Raw genomic sequence first — 17,652 nt, 5'->3', positions numbered from 1 at the left:
TGCGCGCGCAGCCGGGCACTTACCTCGGCAAATTCTATGGGTGTTGCATGGTCGCTCAATTGGGTCATCGCCAGCCCGGCATAGCCGCATGGGTTGATCCGCCTGAACGGGGCCAGGTCCATGTCCACATTCAGGGCCAGGCCATGAAAGGAACAACCGTGACGAATGCGCAGCCCCAGGGAGGCGATTTTCGCACCGCCCACATACACCCCCGGTGCATCGGGCTTGGCCGCGGCGGTCACGCCGTAACTGGCCAACAGCTCGATCAGGCAAGCTTCCATGCGGCTTACCAGATCCCGCACGCCAAATCCCAGCTTGCGCACATCCAGCAACAGATAGGCAACCAGTTGGCCAGGCCCATGGTAAGTCACTTGACCACCTCGGTCGACCTGCACCACCGGAATATCACCCGGAAGTAGCAGATGCTCGGCTTTACCGGCCTGGCCCTGGGTGAACACCGGCGGGTGTTCAACCAGCCAGATTTCATCCGGAGCCGAACTGCCGCGCTCATTGGTAAAGCGCTGCATTGCATGCCAGACGGGCTCGTAGTCCATCCGGCCGAGCTCGCGAAAGCCCAATACCTGTGACATCACAGCACCATGTGCACGAAGCCGGTGGCCCGCAATTCGCTGTTGATGTTGTAGAGCTGGTCTTGATCCGTTGCAACGATGTGCAACTGGAACGTGGTGTATTTACCCGTGGAGCTGGAGCGTTCGTCCACGCGGTTGTCGTTGATCGTGGCGTGTTTACGCACAATCTCAAGAATCCTGTCTTTGCGACCTGCACCGGTATCGCTGATCACCTTGATGGGATAATCGGTCACCGGGAATTCGATCTTTGGCGCCTTTACTTCTTTATCGGTCATGGCAAAACAGCCTCGTAAGCGGTAAGCCGTGGCGACGGCAAAGCCCCGCGTCGGATCAACGCGGGGCTTTGCAGGTGCACACAATCAGTTGAACAAGCCGTAGAAGAATAGACGGATGCTATCCCACACGCGGCGGAAGATACCACCTTCGTCGACGGCGTCCAGCGCGATCAGGTCGGCGCTGTGCACCACCTTGTCGTCCAGCTTCACTTCGACTTTACCGATCACATCGCCCTTGGCGATTGGCGCAACCAGTTGCGGGTTCAGGACCATGCTCGCGGCGAGCTTTTTCAGCTGACCTTTAGGCATGGTCAGGGTCAGGTCATCGGCCAGGCCGGCCTTGACTTGCGAAGTAGCGCCTTTCCAAACCGGCGCGGTCGCAAGCTCTGCACCCTTCTGGTAGAAGGTCTGGGTTTCGAAGAAGCGGAAGCCGTAGGTCAGCAGCTTTTGCGTCTCGGCCGCACGGGCCTGCTCGCTGTTGGTGCCGAATACTACCGCGATCAGGCGCTGGCCATCACGCACGGCGGACGACACCATGCAGTAGCCGGCTTCGTCGGTGTGGCCGGTTTTCAGGCCATCGACGGTCTTGTCGCGCCACAGCAACAGGTTGCGGTTAGGCTGCTTGATGTTGTTCCAGAAGAATTCCTTCTGAGAGTAGATGGCGTAGTGCACCGGGTCGACGCGGATGATTGCGCGCGCCAGGATCGCCATGTCGTGAGCCGACGAATAATGCTCCGGGTTCGGCAAACCGGTCGGGTTCATGAAGTGGCTGTTGGTCATGCCCAGGTCGCCGGCCGTCTTGTTCATCATGTCGGCGAACGCGTCTTCGCTGCCGGCGATGTGCTCGGCCAGGGCCACGCTGGCGTCGTTACCGGACTGGATGATGATGCCGTGCAGCAGGTCGCTTACCGTGACTTGCGAGCCGACTTTGATGAACATCCGCGAACCACCGGTACGCCAGGCGTTTTCGCTGACGGTCACCGGATCGTTCTCACCGATCTGGCCGCGACGGATTTCCAGGGTCGCGATGTAGGCGGTCATCAGTTTGGTCAGGCTGGCGGGCGGCAGACGCACGTCACCGCCGTTTTCGACCAGCACGTTGCCACTGGCGGCGTCCATCAGGACCCAGGATTTGGCGGCCAGTTGCGGGGAAGCCGGCACCATCTCAACCGCCCAGGCGGCCGGGGTGATGATCAGCGAGATAAGCAGGCACGTACGTTTGGCTAAGGTGGTGATGTTCATCCGTCTCTCGAAATTGCTTATGGAAACTTGCCCTCGCGGGCAAAACTATTCAGACAGCCCGCTTCCAGACTGTCACGTGTTCGGTTGCCCGCTCACCCCTTGCCCCTGGGTTTTTTTGTTCAACGAGCCAACAACCAGGGCCCAGGCACGCGCACGCGCCTGAACCTTCAATCCTCTATCGCCTTATTCCGCGGTCACTACGCTGGGTTGCCCCAGGTTAGCCAGGCGTACGCTGTTCTGTACTTGCGCAACTTCGCTGGGCGAGCCGATCGGCCCCATACGCACACGGTGCAGGGTTTGCTGGTTACGCACGATGGAGCTGATGAATACCGGCGCGCTGACCATGCCGCTGAGCTTGGACCTTAACAGTTCTGCCGCATCCGGGTTGGCGAAAGCGCCCACCTGCAAGTACTGCCCGCCTACGGTGGAGGCACCGGGCGCCGCATGGGGCACGACCACCGTATCCGGCGCATGCTGCGCTGGCGGCGGCGTCCATTGTTCGATCTTGCCGGTCGACGCCGTCACTTGCGGTTGCGGGGTTTGCGGCTCGTTGAGCATCAACGGCGCCGGCTTGCCACGCTGGGCCCAGTACTGCGCCGGGTCGATGCCTTCGACTTTCACCCGGGCGGTGCCGGTTTCGGCGTAGCCGAGTTTCTTCGCGGCGGCATAGGACAGGTCGATGATGCGGTCCGAATAGAACGGCCCACGGTCATTGACCCGCAGAATCACCGTGCGGTTGTTGTCCAGATTGGTCACGCGAACGTAGCTGGGCAGCGGCAGGGTTTTGTGGGCCGCGCTCATGCCGTACAGGTCATACACTTCGCCGTTGGCGGTGTTCTGGCCATGGAACTTGGTGCCGTACCAGGACGCCGTGCCCGACTGCACGTAGGTCTTGGAGTCCTGCAGCGGAAAGTAATTCTTGCCCAGAACGGTATACGGGTTGGCCTTGTAGGCACCGGTATGCAGGGTTGGCGTGGCATCGGGGATCTTCGACACATCCACGTCCCACCACGGTGCGCCGTCTTTGTGCGCACGGTTGATGTCCAGGCCCGGCTGGGCGCGAACCACCGCACCGCCGGCCTTCTTGGCCGGCGCGCGGTTCGGGGTAGTTGAGCAACTGGCGACCAGCAAAGACAACGCGGCGAACGCCACCAGCTTGAGCGGTTTTTTGAACGGCGATACCCGCATTACTTGTTGCCCCGTGCTTGAACCAGCTCGTCTGACAGCTGATGCACGGCCATGGCGTACATCACACTGCGGTTATAACGCGTGATTGCGTAGAAATTCTTCAGGCCCATCCAGTATTCCGGGCCATCCGCACCTTCGAGGCGGAACGCCGTCACCGGCATATCATCGCGTGGCGCATTCTGACTCGACCAGCCCAGCGCTCGCAACTCCCCGACGTTCTTCACCGGTTCGATACCTTGGGTCAGGCCTTCGTCGGCGTGCTCGCCCGTCACATCGGCGCGGATCACCACCGGTTCGCCGGCAACCCAGCCGTGGCGCTTGAAGTAGCTGGCCACGCTGCCGATGGCATCGTCCGGGTTGCTCCAGATATTGATATGCCCGTCGCCGTCGAAATCCACGGCGTAGGCGCGAAAGCTGCTCGGCATGAACTGCGGCAAGCCCATCGCTCCAGCGTACGAACCCTTCAGGGTCAGCGGGTCGACCTGCTCTTCACGGGCCAGCAGCAGGAATTCGCGCAGCTCCTTGCGGAAGAACTCGGCGCGGGGCGGGTAATCGAAGCCCAGGGTCGACAAGGCGTCGATCACCCGGTAACTGCCGGTATTGCGCCCGTAGAAGGTTTCGATGCCGATGATCGCGACGATAACCTGGGCCGGCACGCCGTATTCCTGCTCGGCGCGGGCCAGTACCGCCTCATGCTGGCGCCAGAAGTCTACGCCCCGGGCCACGCGGGCGTCGGTGAGGAACATCGGGCGATATTCCTTCCACTGCTTCACCCGTTCAGCGGGGCGCGAGATGGCGTCGAGGATCGCCTGCTTTTTCTGGGCTTCGCGCAACACGCCCATCAGCTGTTCACCGGCGAAACCGTAGTCGCGGGTCATCTCACCGACAAATTCGGCGACCTGAGGTGAGCCATCGTAGTCACCGGCCTGCACCTCCTGCGTTGCGCCCAGCAGCCCAATCAGGCCCATCCAGGACGCATGCCGAGTTGCCCAGCCGCGCATTACTTGCATTGACATCTTCACCTTATTCAAACCTGTGCGATCCATTTGCGATGCGTATGAATCGACATCAAAACCCCAAACGCTGACAGCAATGTCACCAGCGAAGTTCCGCCGTAGCTAATGAACGGCAACGGCACCCCAACCACCGGCAGCAGGCCACTGACCATACCGATGTTGACGAAAACATAAACAAAAAAAGTCATGGTCAGACTGCCGGCCAGCAACTTGCCGAACAGCGTCTGCGCCTGCGCGGTGATCACCAGCCCGCGCCCGATCAACAGCAGATAAATCAGCAACAGCGCGCAAATGCCTACCAGGCCGAACTCTTCGCCCATCACCGCGATAATGAAGTCGGTGTGGCTTTCAGGCAAAAAGTCCAGGTGCGACTGGGTACCCAGCAACCAGCCCTTGCCGAACACGCCGCCGGAACCGATCGCCGCCTTGGACTGGATGATGTTCCAGCCCGTGCCCAACGGGTCGCTCTCAGGGTCGAGGAACGTCAGGATTCGCTGCTTCTGGTAGTCGTGCATAAAGAAGAACCACATGGCCACCGCCACGGGCACGGCGGCGGCCAGCACGCTGAGGATCCAGCGCCAGCGCAAGCCACCCATGAACAGCACGAACGCGCCACCCGCCAGGATCAGCAACGAAGTGCCAAGGTCCGGCTGGCGTACGATAAGAACGAACGGCACGCCGATCAGGATCAGGCTGATCGCCACATGCTTGAGCTGTGGCGGCAAGGTGCGCTTGGACAGGTACCAGGCGATGGTGGCCGGCATGAGAATCTTCATGAATTCCGACGGCTGGAAGCGAATCACCCCCGGAATGTTGATCCAGCGGGTCGCGCCCATGGCGTTGTGGCCCATCACGTCCACTACCACCAGCAGCAACACCCCGGCGACATAACCGAGCGGCACCCAGCGCGCCATGAAGCGCGGCTCGAGCTGGGCGATCACCACCATCGACAACAGCCCAAGACCGAATGAAGACGCTTGCTTGATCAGCAGGTCCCAGTTCTTGCCGCTGGCCGAATAAAGAACGAACAGGCTGCCGGCCGCCAATATCAGCAGCAGCACCAGCAGCGGGCCATCGATGTGCATGCGTTGCAGCAACGTCGCACGGCGACGCATCACATCTTCACTGGAGAGGATGCGGTCAAAATTACTCTTCACGGGCCGTAACCTCGGGGCTTGAAGGGGGGCCGCCATATTCGGGCTTGAGCTTGCCATCGGGGGCCAGCAGCCAGGCATCCAGGATCTGCCGCACCACAGGCGCGGCCACACCGGAGCCGGACTCACCGTTCTCCACCATCACCGCCACCACGATTTTAGGGTCTTCGGCGGGGGCGAAACCGACAAACAAGGCGTGGTCGCGGTGGCGCTCCTGAACCTTGGATCGGTCGTATTTTTCACCCTGCTTGATCGCCACCACCTGGGCGGTACCGCTCTTGCCGGCGATGCGGTACTGCGCACCCAGCGCCGCCTTGCGTGCGGTGCCGCGAGCGCCGTGCATGACCTGTTGCATGCCGTGGTTGACCTTGGCCCAGTCGGACGGGTCGCGCAGAACGATGTCGGGGATCGGGTTCTCATCCACCGGCTTCTCGCCCTCGATGGTCCTGGCCAGGTGCGGACGGTTCCAGACGCCCTTGTTCGCGACCAGCGCAGTCGCCTGGGCCAGTTGCAGCGGGGTGGCCTGCATATAGCCCTGGCCAATGCCGAGGATCAGGGTTTCGCCGGGGAACCACGCCTGGCGGCGCGTTGCCCGCTTCCACTCGCGCGACGGCATCAGGCCGGGCGACTCTTCGAACATGTCCAGGGAGACTTTCTGACCGAGGCCGAACTTGCCCATGTAGGCCGACAAGCGATCGATACCCAGCTTGTGGGCCAGGTCGTAAAAATAGGTGTCGTTGGAGCGCATGATTGCGGTGTCCAGGTCGACATAGCCGTCACCGGAGCGGTTCCAGTTACGGTATTTGTGATCGTAGTTGGGCAGCATGTAGTAGCCAGGGTCGTAGACCCGGCTCGACGCCGTGACCACGCCCGAATCCAGGCCGGCAATCGCCACCGCCGGCTTGATGGTCGAACCCGGCGGATACAGGCCGCGCAGCACGCGGTTGAACAGCGGCCGGTCGATGGAATCGCGCAACTCGGCATAGGCCTTGAAGCTGATACCCGTCACGAACAGGTTGGGGTCGAAACTGGGCTGGCTGACCATGGCCAACACTTCGCCGGTCTTCGGGTCCAGCGCCACCACCGCACCGCGACGACCACCCAGCGCCATTTCGGCTGCTTCCTGCAACTTGATGTCCAGGCTCAGCACGATGTCCTTGCCCGGTAACGGATCGGTACGCTTGAGCACGCGCAACACGCGGCCGCGGGCGTTGGTCTCGACCTCTTCGTAACCCACCTGGCCGTGCAGTTCAGGCTCGTAGAAACGCTCGATGCCGGTTTTGCCGATGTGGTGGGTGCCGCTGTAATTGACCGGGTCGAGGGTTTTCAGCTCTTTCTCGTTGATACGCCCCATGTAGCCGACCGAATGCGCAAAGTGCGGCCCCTGCGGGTAATGCCGCACCAACTGCGCCACCACTTCCACGCCCGGCAGGCGGAACTGGTTCACCGCGATCCGTGCGATCTGTTCTTCGTTCAGCTCGAACAGAATCGGCACCGGCTCGAAAGGCCGGCGCCCCTGCTTCATGCGCTTCTCGAAAATGACCCGGTCTTCCGGCGTCAGCTGCAGCACCTCGACGATCACGTCGAGCACCTGCTGCCAGTCGCCGGAACGCTCGCGGGTCATGCTCAGGCTGAAGCTGGGCCGGTTATCCGCCACCACCACGCCATTGCGGTCGAAAATCAGCCCACGGGTCGGCGGGATCGGCTGCACGTGCACCCGATTGTTTTCCGACAGGGTGGAGTGGTACTCGTACTGGATCACCTGAAGGAAATACAGACGGGCGATCAGCACCCCAATCAGCAGCACCACCATGACCGCGCCAAACACCACGCGTGCGCGTACAAGACGTGCGTCTTTCTCGTGGTCCTTGATGCGGATTGGCTGGGTCATCGGGAATGGCGCAGATTATTTGTGATAAGGGTGCCCAGACAGCACTGTCCAGGCGCGATACAGCTGTTCACCGATCAGAATCCTTACCAACGGGTGCGGCAGCGTGAGCGCCGACAGCGACCAGCGCTGATCGGCCCGCGCACAGACTTCCGGCGCCAGCCCTTCGGGGCCACCCACCATAAAGTTGACGGTGCGCGAATCCAGGCGCCAGCGGTCCAGTTCCACCGCCAACTGCTCTGTGCTCCAGGGCTTGCCGTGCACTTCAAGCGTCACGATGCGCTCATTGGGGCCGACCTTGGCCAACATGGCTTCGCCCTCCTGACGGATAAAGCGCGCCACGTCGGCATTCTTGCCCCGGGTGTTGAGCGGTATTTCCACCAGCTCAAGCGACAGCTCGGCGGGCAGACGCTTGGCATACTCGTGCCAGCCTTCTTCCACCCACTTGGGCATGCGTGAACCGACAGCGATCAGACGCAGGCGCACAGCCGTTCCTTATTCCTGGTCTTTGTTGAGCTTGTCGAAGTGCGCGTGGCCCACTTCCGGGCTGTGGTGCTTGCCATCGGCGGCGCGGCTCTGCTCGGCGCCTTTCCACAGACGCTCCAAGTCATAGAACTGACGGGCGTTGGAGGTCATCATGTGGACGATCACGTCGTCCATGTCCAGCAGCACCCAGTCGCTGTCGCCCTTACCTTCTTCACCCAGCGGCTTGACGCCCTGGGCTTTGACGGCTTCGCGAACCTTGTCCAGCATCGCGCCGATCTGGCGGTTGGAGGTACCGGTGGCGATGATCATGAAGTCGGTGATGCTCTGCTTGTCGCGCACGTCCAGCACCTGGATGTCCTGGGCTTTCACGTCTTCCAGGGCAGCCACGGCGACTTTTACCAGCTCTTCGCCAGCCAGTTCCGGGCCAACGTGGGCTTCTACCGGCAGCGGCGCGCTTTTGAAGGTGCCTTTGCGCTTAACTTTGCTTACGTCTTTGTTCGTCATATAAAACTCGTTTTGCTCATATGTTCGGGCGCTCGCTGCACGACTGTGCGTAGCGACAAGCGCGCCTTTTCAGTTCGACGCACGGTAAAGTCCGTGCGCATCGATGTAGGCCAGGACCGCGTCAGGCACCAGGAAACGTACCGACTTACCGCTGGCCAGCAGTTGACGGATCTGGGTGGCGGACACCGCAAGCGGGGTCTGCCAGACGAATGCAATATTCCCATTCGGCCCGGTCAGGGCCAAGGGGTCACTTACCGACCGCGCGGCCAGCAGGTTGCGCAAGGCATCCGGCGGTTCGCTGTCGGCATCCGGGCGTTGCAAAACCAGGATGTGGCAATGCTGGAGGAGTTCCTCCCAGCGGTGCCAAGAGGGCAGGCCGCAAAATGCGTCCCAGCCCAAAAGCAGAAACAACTGGTCATCGGCGCCCAACTCGGCGCGCATAAGCTCCAGGGTGTCGACAGTGTAGGACGGTTTGTCGCGCTTGAGCTCGCGATCGTCCACCACCAGCGGCGATATACCCTCCACCGCAACACGCACCATTTCCAGGCGCTGCTGCGCTGACACCTGCGGCGTATCGCGATGGGGCGGCCGGAAATTGGGCATCAGGCGCAACTCGTCCAACGCGAGGGCATCCGCGACTTCAAGGGCACTGCGCAAATGGCCGATGTGCACGGGGTCGAAAGTACCGCCGAGCAGCCCGATGCGTTTAGCCATCAAGTGCGCACATGACCGTCGCCGAACACCACGTATTTCTCGCTGGTCAGGCCTTCCAGGCCAACCGGGCCACGTGCATGGAGCTTGTCGGTGGAGATGCCGATTTCCGCCCCCAGGCCGTACTCGAAGCCATCGGCAAAGCGCGTTGAGGCGTTGATCATCACGGAAGCGGAGTCCACTTCAGTGAGAAAACGCCGGGCATCGCTGAAATGCTCGGAGACGATGGCATCGGTGTGCTTGGAGCCGTATTTATTAATGTGCTCGATGGCCTGATCCAGGTCGTCGACAATGCGGATCGACAGAATCGGCGCCGTGTATTCGGTGTACCAATCCTGCTCGGTCGCCTTGATCACGTCCGCGCCCAGCAGCCCACGAGTACGCGCGCAACCGCGCAATTCCACACCCTTGTCGCGGTAGATGGCAGCCAGCGGCGGCAGCACGCGTTCGGCAATGCCGGCGTGAACCAAAAGGGTTTCCATGGTGTTGCATGGCGCGTAGCGATGGGTCTTGGCGTTGTCGGCGATGCGGATAGCTTTGTCGAGGTCGGCGGCGACGTCGATAAAGACGTGGCACACGCCGTCCAGGTGTTTGATCACCGGCACCTTGGCGTCGCGGCTGACGCGCTCGATCAGACTCTTGCCGCCACGCGGCACAATCACATCGACGAATTCCGGCATGGTAATCAACGCGCCAACCGCGTCGCGGTCTGTGGTTTCCACCACTTGCACCACCTCGGCGGGCAACTCGGCCACGGCCAGGCCCTGCTGAATACAGGCAGCGATAGCACGGTTGGAATGGATCGCCTCGGAACCGCCGCGCAGGATGGTGGCATTGCCCGACTTGAGGCACAGGCTCGCAGCGTCGATGGTCACGTTCGGGCGCGACTCGTAAATGATGCCGATCACGCCCAGGGGCACGCGCATCTTGCCGACCTGGATGCCGGACGGCAGGTAACGCATATCGCGGATTTCACCGATGGGGTCAGGCAGCTTGGCCACCTGACGCAAACCTTCGATCATGTCGTCGATACGCGCCGGGGTCAGCGCCAGGCGATCCAGCAGGGCCGGCTCCAGGCCATTGGCACGGCCGTTGGCCAGGTCCTGTTCGTTGGCGGCGGCGAGCTCGGAGCGCGAAGCGTCCAGAGCCTCGGCGGCGGCCAGCAGCGCACGGTTCTTCTGCGCGGTGCTCGCACGGGCGATCAACCGCGAGGCCTGACGGGCAGCGCGACCCAGGCGGGTCATGTAGTCAAGAACGGACTCAGTCATGGTCAGGGAGTCTTGGCAAAGAGGAAAGCGGCAGATTATAGCTGTGACGCCGCCCGACTGACAGCGGTGAGGGGCGGATGGTCGAAATGAACTGTAAAAACCTGGGGTTCAGCGGTAATTAAGGTGGGAGTTGTTATGATTCCGTCACATTTAGCCGTAATAACCCTGACCGTTATGTCCACAAAGACTCCCGAACTCCCCGCCAGCGCCCTCCCCGACAGCTTCTTCGACCGCGACGCACAGTTGCTCGCGCAAGATTTGCTCGGGAAAGTCATTCGCCATCGTGTCGGCGAAATCTGGCTTTCGGCGCGCATTATCGAAACCGAAGCCTATTACGTGGCCGAAAAAGGCAGCCATGCCTCACTCGGCTACACAGAAAAACGTAAGGCTTTGTTTCTGGATGGCGGGCATATCTACATGTACTACGCTCGCGGCGGTGATTCGCTGAACTTCAGCGCCCAGGGCCCGGGCAATGCTGTGCTGATCAAATCGGCTTATCCCTGGGTCGATGACATTTCCGGGCCGGCGAGCCTGGCGCAAATGTTAGTCAACAACCCTAACCCTGACGGTAGCCCGCGCCCGTCGCAGAAACTCTGCGCGGGCCAGACGCTGCTGTGCAAGGCGCTGGGCCTGAAGGTGCCGATGTGGGACGCCAAGCGCTTCGACCAGGAACTGTTGTATGTGGAAGACGTGGGCCAGGTACCCACTCAAATCATCCAGACCACACGGCTGGGCATTCCCAGTGGGCGCGATGAGCATTTGATGTACCGCTTCGTCGATGCTGGCTATGCGCCTTATTGCACACGGAACCCGCTGCGCCGGGGGCAGGTCGAAGGCCGCGATTATTTTTTGATTTGAATTGAATTTACGTTGAGCTTTGCAGCACCGAAGATCAACTGTGGGAGCAGGCAAGCCACACACAGTTGATCTTCGGTGCTTCTCAGTATGTATTGCATTGGTGGAGTGGATCGTATGGGCCAATGGCTCGATAGCATTACCGGCTGGTTGACCCTGAACCCCGAATGGCTGGCAGTAGCGGTATTTATCGTCGCCTGTGTGGAATGCCTGGCCATCGCCGGCCTGATCGTGCCGGGCACGGTATTGTTGTTTGCCATTGCGGCGCTCGCCGGCAGCGGTGCACTGTCGCTCAGTGAAACCTTGCTGCTGGGTTTCCTCGGTGGGTTAGTGGGCGATGGGGTTTCCTACTTCCTGGGACGACATTTCCATCAGAACATCCGGCGCCTGCCCGGTCTGCGCCAGCACCCGGAATGGATGAACGGCGCCGAAACCTACTTCCACAAGTACGGCATCGCCAGCCTGCTGGTCGGGCGCTTCATCGGCCCGTTGCGGCCCATGCTGCCGATGGTCGCCGGCATGTGCGACATGCCGTTTCCGCGCTTCGCGATGGTGAGCGTCGTGGCGGCGGCAGGCTGGTCGATAGCGTACCTGTTACCGGGCTGGGCGACCGGCGCCGCCTTCCGCCTGCCGTTGCCCGAGGGGTTCTGGCCGGAAGCGGCGGTGGTCGCGGGGTGCCTCGCCGTGGTGATCGGGCTGAGCTTGAACAGCAGCCTGCGCGGCCATCGCCGCGCCACCTTGTGGATTGGTTGCGCCAGCCTGGCGCTGTTGATCGCGCTGTTTATCGGCTACCACTCGCTGGATAACTTCGACAACGGCCTGAGCGCACTCGTGCAGGAACACCGCAGCCCCTGGCTGGACGAAGTGATGGTGCGCATCACCCAGTTGGGCGAATTCAAGAAAATGTTCGTCGCCAGCGCGGTATTCACCGGCTTGCTGCTGCTGGCGCGGCAATGGCGCCATGCGGTGTTTGTCGGCGTAACACTGGCCGGGGCGGCGGTGATCAACACCGCGAGCAAGCTGTTTTTCGCGCGTGGCCGCCCGGAAATCCTGACAGACCCTCTGACCAGTTTCAGCATGCCCAGCGGGCACGCGTCCGGCGCGTTCGCGTTTTTCCTGGCCCTGGCGATACTCGCCGGGCGCGGCCAACCTACGCGGATGCGCCTGACCTGGATGCTGCTGGGCTGTATTCCTGCGGCATTCATCGCGCTGTCGCGGGTTTATCTGGGCGCCCATTGGCCCACCGACATCCTCGCCGGTACGCTGCTGGCAGTGACGGTGTGCGCGTTCAGCCTGGGCATCAGCGAATACCGAAGCCCGCTGCCGGCCATGTCGCAAAAAACCTGGTGGCTGCTGCTGCCGGCACTGGTGGCCGTGCTGAGCTTTATCGCACTGGTCGGCACATCACACGCCCTGCTGCGCTACGCCTATTAGGTAAACAGCTCACCTTGCAACTCATCCAGCAGCATCTGGATCGCATCCAGCCGCTGCTGCGGGTCGTCGAGTTGCAGCAGGTCGATCTTATCGGCCTCGGTGAACGGCAGCAGATACGCCAACTGATTACTCAGGGCCTGCTGGCCGTCGGCAAAGGCGTCCATATCCAGCGAGGCGACCATCGGGTGCTCCGCCAATGCCTGCAGCAGCGCCAGCAGGTCGGCATCCTCTTCGCCCAGCGGCTGGTCTGGCAGCTCCTCCAGCCATTGCACCTCGGCCACCAGCAACTGGTCCTTCTGTACCCCGACGTCACGTACGCGAAAACGCCGCCCGCCTTCGACACGAATGCCCAGCAGGCCGTTGTCCTGCTGTTTGAAGTCGCGGATCAGCGCTTCACAGCCGATCAGGGCGTAGCCATCCGGGGCCATGCCGACTTCCTTGCCGTCGAGGATGCACACCACGCCGAAGCTTTCGCCCTTTTTCATGCAGCGGCTGATCATGTCCAGATAGCGCGCCTCGAACAGTTGCAAGTCGAGGGTGCAGCCAGGGAACAGCACGGTGTTGAGCGGAAACAGCGCCAGACTCATAAAGGTTTCCTTAAACCCGATTTAAACAATCACCGACACGGCCAGCGGCAGCAACACCGCCGTGGCCACGCCCATCAGACTCATCGCCAGCGCCGCGAAGGCGCCGCATTCTTCGCTTTCCTGCAGGGCCACCGAGGTGCCGACGGCGTGAGCCGTCATGCCCAGGGCCATGCCGCGCGCTTCAGGGCTGTATACGCCCAGGCGGGTCAAGAACGCCGGGCCGATCATCGCGCCGACCACCCCGGTAATCAGCACGAACACCGCAGCCAACGCCGCCACGCCACCGATCTGCTCGGCCACCAACATGGCAATCGGCGACGTTACCGATTTGGGCGCCATGGTCATCAGCACCCTGTGTTCGGCGCCGAACCACCAGCCCAACAGCACACACAAACCAGTGGCCAACACCCCACCAATCACCAGCGTAGTAAAAATCGGCCAGAACAATTGGCGAATCCGGCGCAGGTTCAGATAAAGCGGCACCGCCAGCGCTACCGTCGCAGGCCCCAGCAGAATACCCATGATCTCGGTGCTCTTGCGATATTCGGCGTAGCTCAGGCCGCAGCCGAGCAGCACGCCAATCACCAGCAACATGGAGACCAGCACCGGCTGCAGGAAGATCCAGCGGGTTTTCTCGAAAGCCGCCAGTACCAGTTGATAAGCGCCCAGGGTGATGCCGATCCCGAACAGCGGGTGATGAATGACGGCCGTCCAGGCGCCCTGCCAGTCGAACATCATTGATCCTTCTCCTTGCGCTTGACCATCTGTTGCATCAGTACGCCCACCACCGCCATAGCGATGACCAGCGACAGCACCAGTGCGCCGACGATGGCCCAGAAGTCTGCAACGATGTCTTTGGCGTACACCATCACGCCCACGGCCGGCGGCACCAGCAGCAACGGCAAATAGCGCAGCAGGCTGCCGGCCGCCAGGCTCAACGGTTCGCTGACTTCGCCGCGCCAGATCAGGAAGCCGAGCATCAGCAACAGGCCGATGATCGGCCCCGGCAATACCGGCAACACCAAATGATTGATCGCAGTGCCGATCAATTGAAACAGCACCAGCCAGGTCAGGCCACGTAACAGCATCCTCCGCCCCCCTCAAAGTTCATGCGCATTATAAGCACGCCCGCCCTATGCTCCGGCATTCGCCAAAAGCATGTTGGGTTGACCGGGTCGATTGCCCATGATGATCTACATCGGTTCTCTGTATCCCATAAAAACCCCCTGTTCAGCGGGGGATAAGCATGATGAACCCAGGAGAGACGCAATGCCCTATGTACCCGTAGCGCAGCTCAAAGATTATGTCGGCAAGGAACTGGGACGTTCCGAATGGCTCACCATCGACCAGGCGCGCATCAACCTGTTCGCAGAGGCCACCGGCGATCATCAGTTCATCCACGTCGACCCGGTCAAGGCGGCGCAAACCCCGTTCGGCAGCACCATCGCCCATGGGTTCCTGTCGCTGTCGCTGATGCCCAAACTGATGGAAGACATTCTGATCATGCCCGAAGGCCTGAAGATGGCGATCAACTACGGCCTGGACAGCGTGCGCTTTATCCAGCCGGTGAAGGTCGACTCCAAGGTGCGCCTGAACGTCACCCTTACCGATGTGCACGAGAAAAAACCGGGCCAATGGCTGTTCAAGGCTACCGCCACCCTGGAAATCGAAGGTCAGGACAAACCTGCTTACGTCGCCGAGTCGCTGTCACTCTGCTTCGTTTAAGGCCGCGCCTGTGGTGAGGCAATAAACCTTGCCACAGTGTATGTAAATTTATGTATGAATCTTGCGGCTGCGGCATACTCGGCGCTCAATTATCCGGATCCCGCTATGCGCCCACTCGCTCCCCTTGCCCTTGCCCTGTTGCTCACCGCTTGCGGAGACGGCGAATCGCTGTTGCCGCCCGATGCGCGCCTGCCCGATGGCGGCCGCTACCGTGGCGATGTGGTCAACGGCTTGCTGCAGGGCCAGGGCCGGGTCGACTACCCCAACGGCAGTTGGTACGCCGGCGAGTTCGATAAGGGCCAATGGCATGGGCAGGGCGAATGGCATGGCAGCAACGGCGAAGTCTACAAGGGCCAGTTCAAGCAAGGCCTGTTTGACGGCCAGGGCCGCCTGACCACTGCGGGCAGCAGCTACGTCGGCGGCTTCAAGAACGGCCGGCGCAACGGCGAAGGCACCCTCAAAGAGGGGCAGATGACCTATCGCGGCGAATTCAAAGACGACCAGTATTCCGGCCTTGGGCGCCTGGAACTGGCGGACGGCAGCCAATATCAGGGCCAATTCGCCCACGGCAAACCCAATGGCGAAGGCCAGCGCAACGACGACAGCGGCAATCAGTTCAGCGGCCACTTTGTCGATGGTCAGCTCGAAGGCAACGGCACGTTCAACAGCGCGGATGGCGATATCTACGTAGGCCAATTCAAACAGAACCAGCTCAACGGCAAGGGCCGCTACGAAAACGCCGACGGCGACGTATGGATCGGCCACTTCAAGGAAGGCGCCCTCAGCGGCAAAGGCGAATTGATCGGCGTCGATGGCAGCCACTACGTTGGCCAGTTCAGTGACTGGCGCTTCAGCGGCGAAGGTCGCCTGAACCTTACCGATGGCAGCTTCTATATCGGCGGTTTCGACAGCGACAGCTACCAGGGCCGCGGCACCCTGGTGCTGAGCGACGGCACGGTACAAGCCGGCACCTGGGTCAACGGCATGCGCGTGCGCGATGCCGAGGGCACGCTGCTGCCCGACCCACTGGAAATCGGCGTATTGGCCCAGGGCCACTTGCTGGCGGACGCCCTCGCCGCCGTCCCCCCATCCACGCCGGCCGTGGAGCTGTACACCCTGGCGCTGGCCGGCGACGGCAAGCAAAGCGTATTTCTGCGTGAAGCCGATTACGTCAGCAACCTGCTCGCCACCCGCTTCGGTGCCCATGGGCAGATTCGCCTGGTCAACCACCGCGACCATATCGCCGATCGTCCCATGGCCACCCGCGAAAACCTGCGCCGAGCGGTGCAAACCCTGGCCGAACGCAGCGGGCCGGAAGACCTGGTGTTCATCTATATGACCAGCCACGGTACTCATGAACACGAACTGGTGCTGGACCAACCCCGTATGGAACTGGCCGACCTGCCGGCCGATGAGCTGGCCGCCGTGCTCGCGCCACTGAAAAACCGCGACAAGATCATCGTGATTTCCGCGTGTTACTCCGGCGGATTTATCCCGGCATTGAAGGATGAACACACGCTGATCATGACCGCCTCGCGCGCCGATCGCGTGTCGTTCGGCTGTTCCGAAGAAGCGGACTTTACCTACTTCGGCGATGCCCTTTTCGCACAGGCTTTCAACCAAACCGACGATTTGCAACAAGCCTTCAAACTGGCACAACTGCACGTGGCCGAACGCGAGCAGGCGGACAACTTCGAAGCCTCCGAACCGCAGATCTGGGCGCCCAAGGGCGTGATCGCCCGTTGGCAACTATTACGCAAACAGCAGGCACGAAAGGCGCTCGAAAGCGTCTCAATGAATAGCAAGGAAGCCAAAGGCAACTAAGCTGTAACGTGCAACAAGGGGGAAACACCATGTACCTGACACCGCAGCATATCCTGCTGGCCGGCGCTTCCGGCCTTACCGGCGAACATCTGCTGGACCGCCTGCTCAACGAACCCACCGTAACCCGCGTGCTGGCACCCAGCCGCAAACCACTTGCCGAACACCCACGCCTGGACAACCCGGTGGGCGACCCGGCAGTGTTCCTGCCCCAACTGAGTGGCCAAGTGGATATCGCTTTCTGCTGCCTGGGCACCACGATCAAAAAGGCCGGCTCCGAAGCGGCGTTCCGTGCGGTCGACCTGGACCTGGTAGTGGCCTTCGCCAAACGCGCACGGGAAATGGGCGCGCGGCACCTGATCGCGATCAGTGCGATTGGCGCCGACCCGAAATCCTCGGTGTTCTACAACCGGGTCAAAGGGGAAATGGAACTGGCGTTGAAAGCCCAGGATTGGCCGCAACTGACCATCGTGCGGCCATCGCTGCTGTTGGGCGAAAGACTGGAACCACGCCTCGCCGAACAGTTGGCCGGCCCGCTGTCCCGTCTGATTCCGGGTAAGTACCACGGTATCGAAGTGTGCGAACTGGCCCGAGCCATGTGGCGCCTGGCGCTGGAAGAACAGAATGGCGTGCGGGTGGTGGAGTCGGATGAGCTGCGCAAGCTAGGCAAGTGATGGCTGGGCGGCTGCCGGGCCGCCTTCGCAGGCAAGCCTGTTCCTACATTTGCTTACTTTTGCGCTTTTCAAAAGTGAGCCGCTGTAAAAAGCGGAACCCTTAGCGGCCGTTACCCAAGCAACGGATATGTACTCGCACCAAACCACCATCCGGGTAGGCTGCCCCGCCGCCACGGAGCAAGCGCCCTCACCACAGGTGTTCAGCTCCCGGCGTTCTGTAGAGACCTATGCCAC

19 protein-coding genes are annotated in these 17,652 nt (G+C 61.5%); 5 read left to right on the top strand and 14 right to left on the bottom strand.

Annotated elements, in window-relative coordinates:
- The 11 genes from lipB to Q1V60_RS22860 all read right to left on the bottom strand — a co-directional run.
- On the bottom strand, positions 1-590 hold a 590-nt coding region (gene lipB, locus Q1V60_RS22910; RefSeq protein WP_300635090.1), incomplete at its 3' end, for a lipoyl(octanoyl) transferase LipB.
- A complete protein-coding gene (locus tag Q1V60_RS22905) occupies positions 590-865 on the bottom strand; it encodes a DUF493 domain-containing protein (protein WP_300635088.1) in 276 nt (91 codons plus the stop codon). The genes lipB and Q1V60_RS22905, both read right to left, overlap by 1 nt.
- 84 nt (positions 866-949) lie before the next feature.
- Entirely contained in the window at positions 950-2,107 is a 1,158-nt protein-coding gene (locus tag Q1V60_RS22900; protein WP_300635086.1) for a D-alanyl-D-alanine carboxypeptidase family protein, read from the bottom strand.
- Between the two features lie 183 nt (positions 2,108-2,290).
- Positions 2,291-3,295, bottom strand: a complete 1,005-nt coding sequence (locus Q1V60_RS22895) for a septal ring lytic transglycosylase RlpA family protein (protein ID WP_300635084.1) — start codon at positions 3,293-3,295, stop codon at positions 2,291-2,293.
- Entirely contained in the window at positions 3,295-4,305 is a 1,011-nt protein-coding gene (gene mltB / locus Q1V60_RS22890; RefSeq protein WP_300635082.1) for a lytic murein transglycosylase B, read from the bottom strand. The genes Q1V60_RS22895 and mltB overlap by 1 nt, the downstream gene beginning before the upstream one ends.
- A 17-nt stretch (positions 4,306-4,322) precedes the next feature.
- Positions 4,323-5,426, bottom strand: a complete 1,104-nt coding sequence (gene rodA / locus Q1V60_RS22885; RefSeq protein WP_300635092.1) for a rod shape-determining protein RodA — start codon at positions 5,424-5,426, stop codon at positions 4,323-4,325.
- Positions 5,427-5,457: 31 nt separating this feature from the next.
- On the bottom strand, positions 5,458-7,356 hold the full coding sequence (gene mrdA / locus Q1V60_RS22880) for a penicillin-binding protein 2 (protein WP_300635081.1): 1,899 nt from the start codon (positions 7,354-7,356) through the stop codon (positions 5,458-5,460).
- A gap of 15 nt (positions 7,357-7,371) precedes the next feature.
- A complete protein-coding gene (gene rlmH / locus Q1V60_RS22875) occupies positions 7,372-7,839 on the bottom strand; it encodes a 23S rRNA (pseudouridine(1915)-N(3))-methyltransferase RlmH (RefSeq protein ID WP_003176297.1) in 468 nt (155 codons plus the stop codon).
- A 9-nt stretch (positions 7,840-7,848) separates the two neighbouring features.
- Positions 7,849-8,343, bottom strand: coding sequence for a ribosome silencing factor (gene rsfS / locus Q1V60_RS22870; RefSeq protein WP_003176298.1), 495 nt, complete (start codon positions 8,341-8,343; stop codon positions 7,849-7,851).
- A gap of 69 nt (positions 8,344-8,412) precedes the next feature.
- Positions 8,413-9,057: a nicotinate-nucleotide adenylyltransferase gene (gene nadD, locus Q1V60_RS22865; protein ID WP_300635077.1), complete on the bottom strand. Its 645-nt coding sequence runs from the start codon at positions 9,055-9,057 to the stop codon at positions 8,413-8,415.
- Positions 9,057-10,322, bottom strand: a complete 1,266-nt coding sequence (locus Q1V60_RS22860) for a glutamate-5-semialdehyde dehydrogenase (protein ID WP_300635075.1) — start codon at positions 10,320-10,322, stop codon at positions 9,057-9,059. The genes nadD and Q1V60_RS22860 overlap by 1 nt, the downstream gene beginning before the upstream one ends.
- 174 nt (positions 10,323-10,496) lie before the next feature.
- On the opposite strand from Q1V60_RS22860, the gene Q1V60_RS22855 reads away from it, so the two are divergent.
- Together Q1V60_RS22855 and Q1V60_RS22850 are read left to right on the top strand one after the other, a co-directional pair.
- Positions 10,497-11,180, top strand: coding sequence for a DNA-3-methyladenine glycosylase (locus Q1V60_RS22855; RefSeq protein ID WP_300635073.1), 684 nt, complete (start codon positions 10,497-10,499; stop codon positions 11,178-11,180).
- 114 nt (positions 11,181-11,294) lie between these two features.
- Positions 11,295-12,611, top strand: coding sequence for a bifunctional DedA family/phosphatase PAP2 family protein (locus Q1V60_RS22850; RefSeq protein WP_300635071.1), 1,317 nt, complete (start codon positions 11,295-11,297; stop codon positions 12,609-12,611).
- Here Q1V60_RS22850 and Q1V60_RS22845 read toward each other — a convergent pair.
- Genes Q1V60_RS22845 through Q1V60_RS22835 form a run of 3 tightly spaced genes read right to left on the bottom strand, consistent with a single transcriptional unit; the run spans position 12,608 to position 14,286 of the window.
- Positions 12,608-13,198: an LON peptidase substrate-binding domain-containing protein gene (locus tag Q1V60_RS22845; RefSeq protein WP_300635069.1), complete on the bottom strand. Its 591-nt coding sequence runs from the start codon at positions 13,196-13,198 to the stop codon at positions 12,608-12,610. The two genes, Q1V60_RS22850 and Q1V60_RS22845, sit on opposite strands and share 4 nt — an antisense overlap.
- Positions 13,199-13,219: 21 nt before the next feature.
- On the bottom strand, positions 13,220-13,936 hold the full coding sequence (locus tag Q1V60_RS22840) for an LrgB family protein (protein ID WP_300635067.1): 717 nt from the start codon (positions 13,934-13,936) through the stop codon (positions 13,220-13,222).
- The gene (locus Q1V60_RS22835; protein ID WP_300635066.1) at positions 13,933-14,286 is read right to left on the bottom strand and encodes a CidA/LrgA family protein; all 354 of its coding nucleotides are present in this window, start codon (positions 14,284-14,286) and stop codon (positions 13,933-13,935) included. Before Q1V60_RS22835 ends, Q1V60_RS22840 begins: the two co-directional genes overlap by 4 nt.
- 181 nt (positions 14,287-14,467) lie before the next feature.
- On the opposite strand from Q1V60_RS22835, the gene Q1V60_RS22830 reads away from it, so the two are divergent.
- From Q1V60_RS22830 to Q1V60_RS22820, 3 genes are all read left to right on the top strand, one after another.
- Positions 14,468-14,923 (top strand): MaoC family dehydratase, encoded by a 456-nt coding sequence (locus Q1V60_RS22830; protein ID WP_300635065.1) that lies wholly within the window; start codon positions 14,468-14,470, stop codon positions 14,921-14,923.
- Between the two features lie 105 nt (positions 14,924-15,028).
- Positions 15,029-16,747, top strand: a complete 1,719-nt coding sequence (locus tag Q1V60_RS22825; RefSeq protein WP_300635064.1) for a C13 family peptidase — start codon at positions 15,029-15,031, stop codon at positions 16,745-16,747.
- 29 nt (positions 16,748-16,776) lie between these two features.
- Positions 16,777-17,418, top strand: a complete 642-nt coding sequence (locus Q1V60_RS22820) for an oxidoreductase (RefSeq protein ID WP_300635063.1) — start codon at positions 16,777-16,779, stop codon at positions 17,416-17,418.
- The last annotated feature ends 234 nt before the right edge of the window (positions 17,419-17,652 follow it).

Origin of the sequence: Pseudomonas sp. (genome assembly GCF_030147005.1) — a bacterium.
In the GTDB taxonomy this organism is placed as follows: Bacteria; Pseudomonadota; Gammaproteobacteria; order Pseudomonadales; family Pseudomonadaceae; genus Aquipseudomonas.
This window is presented reverse-complemented; position numbering and strand designations above follow the sequence as displayed.